Here is a 7118-nt window from a genome sequence, read left to right as displayed (position 1 = left end):
ACGGGTGTGAAGCTGTTCAACTGGCTGTTCACCATCTACCAGGGCCGTCTGCGCTTCACCAGCCAGGGGATGTGGACGCTGGGCTTCATGGTGACCTTCGCCATCGGCGGCATGACCGGCGTACTGCTGGCCATCCCGGGTGCTGACTTCGTGCTGCACAACAGCCTGTTCGTGATCGCGCACTTCCACAACGTGATCATCGGCGGTGCGGTATTCGGTTACATCGCTGGCTTCGCGTTCTACTTCCCGAAAGCGTTCGGCTTCAAGCTGCACGAAGGCTGGGGTAAAGCAGCGTTCTGGTTCTGGATCTCGGGCTTCTTCGTCGCGTTCATGCCGCTCTACGCACTGGGCTTCATGGGCATGACCCGTCGTCTGAACGCCACCACCAACCCTGAGTGGGTACCGTACCTGTACGTTGCCATGTTCGGTGCGGTGATGATCGCTGTCGGTATCGCCTGCCAACTGATCCAGCTCTACGTCAGTGTGCGTGACCGCAACAAACCAGAGAACGTTTGCGATCACGGTGACCCGTGGAATGCGCACACGCTGGAATGGTCGACCTCGTCGCCACCACCGTTCTACAACTTCGCTGTGCTGCCTAAGGCTGACTGCATCGACCCGTTCACCGAAGCCAAGGAAAACGGTACTGCGTACCAGCGTCCGGCCAAGTACGAGCCGATCCACATGCCGAACAACACCGCCACTGGCGTGGTGATGGGCGCGCTGTTGACCGTCTTCGGTTTCGCGATGATCTGGCACATCTGGTGGCTGGCGATCGCGAGCCTGGTGGGCACCGTCGTTTACTTCGTGATCCACGCTGCACGTGACGACCAGGGCTATATGGTTCCGGTTGAAACGATCGAGCGTATCGAAGCCGAGCAGCACAAGCGTCTGGTCGCGGCAGGGAAAATCCCGGCCAATGCCACCCGTGTTGAAACCTCGTTGGAACAGGCTTAAACCATGTCGAACTTAGTGACCAATGTTGGACACGCCCATGGTGACCATGGGCACGATGACCATCACCACGACTCGGGCGAGATGACCGTATACGGTTTCTGGCTCTACCTGATGACCGACTGCATTCTGTTTGCGTCGATCTTCGCGGTGTACGCAGTACTGGTAAACAACGTTGCCGGTGGCCCGTCGGGCCACGACATCTTCGAACTGCCTTACGTGCTGGGCGAAACCGCTCTGCTGTTGTTCAGTTCGATCACCTACGGCTTCGCCATGCTGGCGTTGTACAAGGGCAAGAAGCAGGCGGTCCTGGGGTGGTTGTTCATGACCTTCCTGCTCGGCGCGGGCTTCATCGCCATGGAGATCAACGAGTTCCACCTGCTGATCTCCGAGGGCTTCGGTCCTAGCCGTTCGGGCTTCCTGTCGGCGTTCTTCACCCTGGTCGGTACCCACGGTCTGCACGTTTCGGCCGGTCTGATCTGGATGGGCGTCATGATGTATCAGGTCAACAAGCATGGCCTGACGTCGACCAACAAGACTCGTCTGAGCTGCCTGAGCCTGTTCTGGCACTTCCTGGACGTAGTCTGGATTTGCGTCTTCACCGTTGTTTACCTGATGGGGACTCTGTAATGGCTAATGCACACTCCCATGACAGCCACGATGCTGGCCACGGCAGCGTCAAGTCGTACGCCATCGGCTTCATCCTGTCGGTAATCCTGACCGTCATTCCGTTCGGTCTGGTGATGTACCCGACCCTGCCGAAGTCGACGACGCTGGCAATCGTTCTGCTGTTCGCAGTGATCCAGGTGATCGTTCACCTGTATTACTTCCTGCACCTGGACCGTTCCATTGCTCAGCGTAACAACGTGATCGCATTCGTCTTCACGGCGATCGTGATTGTGCTGCTGGTTGGCCTGTCGCTGTGGATCATGTTCAGCATCCACACGTACATGATGGCGAAGTGAGGTAGACCCGATGTCGCTCAAGCACTTTATCCAAATCACCAAACCGGGGATCATTTTCGGTAACGTGCTTTCTGTGGCAGGCGGGTTCTTCCTGGCCTCGAAAGGGCATGTCGATCTGGCGGTGTTTCTGGCCGCCATGATCGGTACGTCCCTGGTCGTGGCCTCCGGTTGCGTGTTCAACAACTGCATCGACCGCGACATCGACCTGAAGATGGAACGCACCAAGAACCGTGTGCTGGTCCAGGGCCTCATCTCCCTGAAACTGGCCCTGGTTTACGCGACCATTCTGGGTGTTCTCGGCGTTGCCTTGTTGTACAAGGTGGCCAACCCGTTGGCTGCCCTGTTCGCAGTAATCGGCTTCGTCATCTACGTCGGCTTCTACAGCCTGTACCTCAAGCGCAAGTCGGTTCACGGCACGCTGGTGGGCAGTCTGTCGGGCGCCATGCCGCCAGTGATCGGTTACGTTGCCGTGACCAACAGCTTCGACATGGCCGCACTGACCCTGCTGGTGATGTTCAGCCTGTGGCAGATGCCGCATTCCTACGCCATCGCGATTTTCCGTTTCAATGATTACCTGGCCGCATCGATTCCGGTGCTGCCAGTGAAACGCGGCATTCAAGTGGCGAAGAAGCACATCCTGCTCTACATCCTGGCGTTCCTCGTGGCGACCTTGATGCTGACCTTCAGCGGCTACGCCGGCATGAGCTACCTCGCCGTCGCCGCCGCCATGGGCATGTACTGGCTGTACATGGCCTGGACCGGCTACAAGGCAGTCGATGACACCGTCTGGGCACGCAAGCTGTTCGTGTTCTCGATCTTCACCATCACTGCGTTGAGCGTCATGATGTCCCTGGACTTCAAGGTGCCGACAGAGCTGTTGCTGACGTACGCGCCGTAAGGTTTGCAAGCTTCAGGAAAAACCCCGCACGTTGAGAGATGTGCGGGGTTTTTTGTTGGCTGAAATATGCTCGTTCGGGGTGCTGCCATTCGCGAGCAGGCTCGCTCCCACAGTTAGCGGTTGCGGCCACTTGGTAAAAGACCTAGATTCGGATCCAACCCGACAGTAGTAGCTCCAAGCCATCCTTCGGTGCTCGACTGTCTCAACCCGTGCATTGATCAAAAGGCTGGGCGCAATGACCGAACGGATGACCTGCGATGAGCGCTTTATCGCCCTGGCCGAAGAACTCAACTACGACATCTATGGCGAGAACACCGCCGGTGGCAATTACGCGCCGCTGATCCGACATCACGATGAGCTCTACATCAGCGGCATGGTGCCGCGGGTCAATGGCAAGATTCTCTATCCCGGTCGCGTGGGACTGGAATTGAACCTCAAGGATGCGCAAGCCGCCGCAAGCATCAGCGCCATGCGTTGCCTGGCGCTGATTGTCGATGCGGTGGGTTCGCTGGACAAGATTCGCGCGTTGTTGCGGGTCACGGTGTATGTGAAGTCGACCGCTGACTTTGTCGACCTGAGCGAAGTGGCCAACGGCGCTTCGGACGTATTCAGCCATGTGCTGGGCGATGCCGGACGGCATACGCGCACGACCATCGGCGTGTATCAGTTGCCGAAGAATGCGGCGATTGAAGTGGACATGATTGCAGCGTTGCATCCTTCGGCTTGAGGTTATCCCCGCCTCAAACAAAAAGCCCCGCCTGATCACTCAGTGCGGGGCTTTTTTACAGGCGCTTGGCAGCTTACTGCGCCGCGATGCTATACCCGTCAAACGCGGTCTGCTGCTGCAGGGCGGTGATGATGTTCTTGCGGTTCACCGCCTGTTCCGTACCGGCGTTGTCGACGAAGGTTTCGCTCTCCAGCTCGGCTTCATCGCCTTCACCCACAAAGGTGAAACCGAGGAATTCCAGCGCTTCACGATCAACGTTCAGACGCGAACGCGGTGTGCGCATTGGCAAGGTCACGCTGGCGCCGTCCTTGCTGATGGTGAAGATTTCCACTTCTTTCTTTTTTGCGGCCTTGCTCTTGCCACCGCTCGGGTTGCTGATCGCCTGATGGGTCTGATTCAGTACTTTCAGGGCCAAGCCATAAACGATTTCCTGAAACGCCGGATCGTCTTTGAAGCTGGACAGAATGCGCCCGATCGAGAACTTGCTGCTCAGGTCTTCCAGCGCGGCGATGTCCGCCGCCTCGGCGTCTTTCAGGCGCTTGAGTTCGCCCATCAGCTCGTACGCCTTGTCGTCATCAAAGCTGTCATGCGCCTGACGGATCGCCGCCCGCAATTCACGGATCTGGTCGCTTTCGCGGGTCGACTGGAACGCGTCCAGAACCATCTCGCTGATGATTTTGGCTTGGGGCAGGTGTTGTGAAAGATTGATGGAGTTTTCGTATTCCGCTTTGGACGACTGGGTGGCTACGGATTCAGCGGTGTTGAAATCGGACATTGAAATTTCACTACTTTTTTAACTTGAGTTGAGACGAGAAAGCACGAGGTCTTTTTCAGGCCGACTAATTTAGGGGAGCGGGGCGGCGTTGTCACGGAGCAACGGTCTGGTGGTCGGGAATTTTCTCTGTCGTTGTTATTTCAGGCGCGGGCGTTCCATGGCAATCAGCGAAGTTTCGAAACCCAGGCTGGCGAAAAAGGCTTCTGCGCCCTCGCGTCCCGCGCGTAGCACCCACGTGATGTCAGGGTTGTCGCCCATCACATGCTCAACCAGCGCACGGCCAATGCCCTTGCGTTGATGATGATCAGCAACCACCACCATCGACAGATAGCCATTGGATATTTCATCAGTGATGCCGCGGGCGAAGCCGACAATGTTGTCGTCGAGCAGAGCGACGGCGGCGCGTTGCGAATTGCCAATCAAGCGAGCGAACGACTCGGCATCGCCGGTGCGATGGCGCCAGCCATGCTCGCCGAGAAACAGCCGCGCCGACTCTGTTTCATCGGGGCGCAAGTTGCGAACGTTGAGCGTGTACTGCATGGATTGAAGTCCTTTTCAGCTTTCGATTGTTGAACGGAGGGCGTCAGGTTTGCCCCACGTACGCATCGCAAACTCGACAAATTTCCGCAGCTTCGGCAAACGGTAGCGATCCGGGGCATACAACAAATGCATGGGCCGACTCGGTGGCGGGTAATCGGCGACCACCCTGACCAGTTTGCCTTCGCGCAGATCCTGTTCGACCAGTGCATCGGGCAGCATCATGATTCCCATACCGTTGCGCGCGGCCTGGTGCAGACCGGCAGAGCTATTGATCAGCAGCGGGCCACTCACGTCGACGAGCACTTCGCCATCGGGGCCGCTCAAACGCCAGCGTTTTTCCACCGATTGCCAGTCATCCCCGGCCGGGTAGGCGAAGGACAGGCAATCGTGCTGCTGCAAATCCTGGGGCGTGTGCGGCATGCCACGTCGCGCGATGTATTCGGGGGAGGCGCAGACCGTCAGGGTGTAGTCGATCAAGGGGCGAGCGATCAGGTTGGAAGACTCATCGAAACTGCCCAGCCGGAATGCGACGTCGAGGCCATTCTCCAGCAGATCCGGGCGGCCGTTGGTCAGTACCACGTCGAGTTTCACTTGCGGATACAACAAGGCGTATTCGCTGAGCGCCGGGGTCAGGCGTTCGACGCCGAAGGTCAGCGGCGCGGCAATACGCAGCAAGCCGCGTGGCTCGTCGAGGGCCTGTTCGGCAAGGCGTTCGGAGTCGGCGACCAGACCGAGCACGTCCAGGCAGCGCTGGTAATAGACGCTGCCGAACTCGGTGAGCCGCTGGCGACGGGTGGTGCGCTGCAGCAATTGCACGCCGAGGCGTTGCTCCAGCGCGCGCAGATGATTGCCGACCATGGTCGTCGACATGTCGCACTGCAGAGCGGCTGCGGTCATGCTCCCGCCTTCGACCACTTTGACGTAAACACCCATCGACTGAAACAAATCCATTATCAAGCTCTGCTTTTAAATGATTGAAGTTTTTCCGGGTTTATCCAGTTCAGGTGGCTAACCATACTAAAAAAACACCGACCTGCAATGGAGTTTCACGTCATGACCGCCGCCCTGATGAACACCTACCAACCACTGGCCCTGAGCTTCACCAAAGGCTTGGGCACGCGCCTGTGGGATCAGGCAGGGCGCGAGTATCTGGATGCCGTTGCCGGTGTGGCGGTGACCAATGTTGGCCACTCGCATCCGCGCATTGTCTCGGCGATCAGCGAGCAAGCGGGATTGCTGCTGCACACCTCCAACCTGTACAGCATCGACTGGCAGCAACAACTGGCCAAGCGGCTGACGGCGTTGTCGGGGATGGAGCGCGCGTTCTTCAACAACTCCGGCGCCGAAGCGAACGAGACGGCACTCAAACTGGCGCGCCTGTTCGGTTGGCGCAAAGGCATCGAGCAGCCGCTGGTGGTGGTCATGGTCAACGCGTTTCATGGCCGCACCCTCGGCACGCTGTCCGCCAGCGATGGCCCGGCAGTGCGCTTGGGCTTCAACGAATTGCCGGGGGATTTCGTCAAAGTGCCGTTTGGCGATCTCGCGGCTATGGAGCAAATACAACGCAAACACGGCGCGCGCATCGTGGCGATTCTGGTCGAACCGATCCAGGGCGAAAGCGGCGTACAAATCGCAGCGCCAGGTTATCTCAAGGCTCTGCGCGACCTGTGCAATCGCCACGCGTGGCTGCTGATGCTCGATGAAATCCAGACCGGCATCGGCCGCACGGGGCAGTGGTTCGCCTTTCAGCACGAAGGCATCGTGCCCGATGTCATGACCCTGGCCAAAGGCCTGGGTAATGGCGTGCCGATCGGCGCCTGCCTGGCACGGGGCCGCGCGGCAGACCTGTTCACCCCGGGCAGCCACGGCAGCACCTTCGGCGGCAATCCTCTGGCCTGTCGGGTCGGCTGCACCGTGCTGGACATCATCGAAGAACAAGGCTTGCTGGAGAATGCGCGGGTGCAGGGCGCACGGTTACTGGAACGCCTGCGCGCCGAACTGGCAGACAACCCGAATGCGCTGGCGATTCGTGGACAGGGCCTGATGATCGGTGTCGAGCTGAAACAACCGGTGCGCGACCTGACGCTGATCGCCGCGCGGGATCATGGCTTGTTGATCAACGTGACTCGTGGCAAGACCATCAGGTTGCTCCCGCCGCTGACGATTGATGAGCGCGAGGTGGGGATGATTGTCAGAGGGGTTGGGCGGGCTCTGGACGCACATTGATTGGTCTGCGCAAAACCCTGTGGGAGCGCATGG

At 58.9% G+C, this 7118-nt stretch carries 9 protein-coding genes; 6 read left to right on the top strand and 3 right to left on the bottom strand.

Annotated features, from left to right (window positions below; genetic code table 11):
* The 5 genes from ACIGDJ_RS24575 to ACIGDJ_RS24555 form a co-directional block, all read left to right on the top strand.
* Positions 1 to 957 (top strand): cbb3-type cytochrome c oxidase subunit I (locus ACIGDJ_RS24575; RefSeq protein ID WP_397504635.1); only part of this gene is annotated, 957 nt, incomplete at its 5' end.
* A gap of 3 nt (positions 958 to 960) precedes the next feature.
* Entirely contained in the window at positions 961 to 1584 is a 624-nt protein-coding gene (gene cyoC, locus ACIGDJ_RS24570) for a cytochrome o ubiquinol oxidase subunit III (protein WP_101161990.1), read from the top strand.
* A complete protein-coding gene (gene cyoD / locus ACIGDJ_RS24565; RefSeq protein ID WP_011335842.1) occupies positions 1584 to 1919 on the top strand; it encodes a cytochrome o ubiquinol oxidase subunit IV in 336 nt (111 codons plus the stop codon). Before cyoC ends, cyoD begins: the two co-directional genes overlap by 1 nt.
* Before the next feature lie 10 nt (positions 1920 to 1929).
* A complete protein-coding gene (gene cyoE, locus ACIGDJ_RS24560; protein ID WP_313000807.1) occupies positions 1930 to 2817 on the top strand; it encodes a heme o synthase in 888 nt (295 codons plus the stop codon).
* Between the two features lie 235 nt (positions 2818 to 3052).
* Positions 3053 to 3544, top strand: a complete 492-nt coding sequence (locus tag ACIGDJ_RS24555; RefSeq protein ID WP_016773306.1) for a RidA family protein — start codon at positions 3053 to 3055, stop codon at positions 3542 to 3544.
* Positions 3545 to 3617: 73 nt separating this feature from the next.
* Here ACIGDJ_RS24555 and ACIGDJ_RS24550 read toward each other — a convergent pair whose 3' ends face one another.
* From ACIGDJ_RS24550 to ACIGDJ_RS24540, 3 genes are all read right to left on the bottom strand, one after another.
* Positions 3618 to 4319, bottom strand: coding sequence for a hypothetical protein (locus ACIGDJ_RS24550; RefSeq protein WP_313000809.1), 702 nt, complete (start codon positions 4317 to 4319; stop codon positions 3618 to 3620).
* Between the two features lie 135 nt (positions 4320 to 4454).
* Positions 4455 to 4859, bottom strand: coding sequence for a GNAT family N-acetyltransferase (locus ACIGDJ_RS24545; protein WP_313000812.1), 405 nt, complete (start codon positions 4857 to 4859; stop codon positions 4455 to 4457).
* A gap of 15 nt (positions 4860 to 4874) precedes the next feature.
* Positions 4875 to 5810 carry a LysR family transcriptional regulator gene (locus ACIGDJ_RS24540; RefSeq protein ID WP_313000815.1) on the bottom strand — a complete coding sequence of 312 codons (936 nt, stop codon included), beginning with the start codon at positions 5808 to 5810 and terminating at the stop codon, positions 4875 to 4877.
* Between the two features lie 102 nt (positions 5811 to 5912).
* Here ACIGDJ_RS24540 and ACIGDJ_RS24535 point away from each other — a divergent pair, with 102 nt between their 5' ends.
* On the top strand, positions 5913 to 7085 hold the full coding sequence (locus tag ACIGDJ_RS24535; RefSeq protein WP_397480067.1) for an aspartate aminotransferase family protein: 1173 nt from the start codon (positions 5913 to 5915) through the stop codon (positions 7083 to 7085).
* Positions 7086 to 7118 lie beyond the last annotated feature (33 nt).

This window comes from Pseudomonas sp. NPDC079367, assembly GCF_044542195.1.
In the GTDB taxonomy this organism is placed as follows: Bacteria; Pseudomonadota; Gammaproteobacteria; order Pseudomonadales; family Pseudomonadaceae; genus Aquipseudomonas.
The sequence above is the reverse complement of the archived record's forward strand: the minus strand, read 5'-3'. Positions and strand labels throughout refer to the sequence as shown.

Coding starts and splice junctions, on each gene's coding strand:
- ACIGDJ_RS24545 (WP_313000812.1), bottom strand. CDS start 4,859: ATGCAGTACACGCTCAACGTTCGCAACTTGCGCCCCGATGAAACAGAG.
- ACIGDJ_RS24555 (WP_016773306.1), top strand. CDS start 3,053: ATGACCGAACGGATGACCTGCGATGAGCGCTTTATCGCCCTGGCCGAA.
- cyoE (WP_313000807.1), top strand. CDS start 1,930: ATGTCGCTCAAGCACTTTATCCAAATCACCAAACCGGGGATCATTTTC.
- cyoD (WP_011335842.1), top strand. CDS start 1,584: ATGGCTAATGCACACTCCCATGACAGCCACGATGCTGGCCACGGCAGC.
- cyoC (WP_101161990.1), top strand. CDS start 961: ATGTCGAACTTAGTGACCAATGTTGGACACGCCCATGGTGACCATGGG.
- ACIGDJ_RS24550 (WP_313000809.1), bottom strand. CDS start 4,319: ATGTCCGATTTCAACACCGCTGAATCCGTAGCCACCCAGTCGTCCAAA.
- ACIGDJ_RS24540 (WP_313000815.1), bottom strand. CDS start 5,810: ATGGATTTGTTTCAGTCGATGGGTGTTTACGTCAAAGTGGTCGAAGGC.
- ACIGDJ_RS24535 (WP_397480067.1), top strand. CDS start 5,913: ATGACCGCCGCCCTGATGAACACCTACCAACCACTGGCCCTGAGCTTC.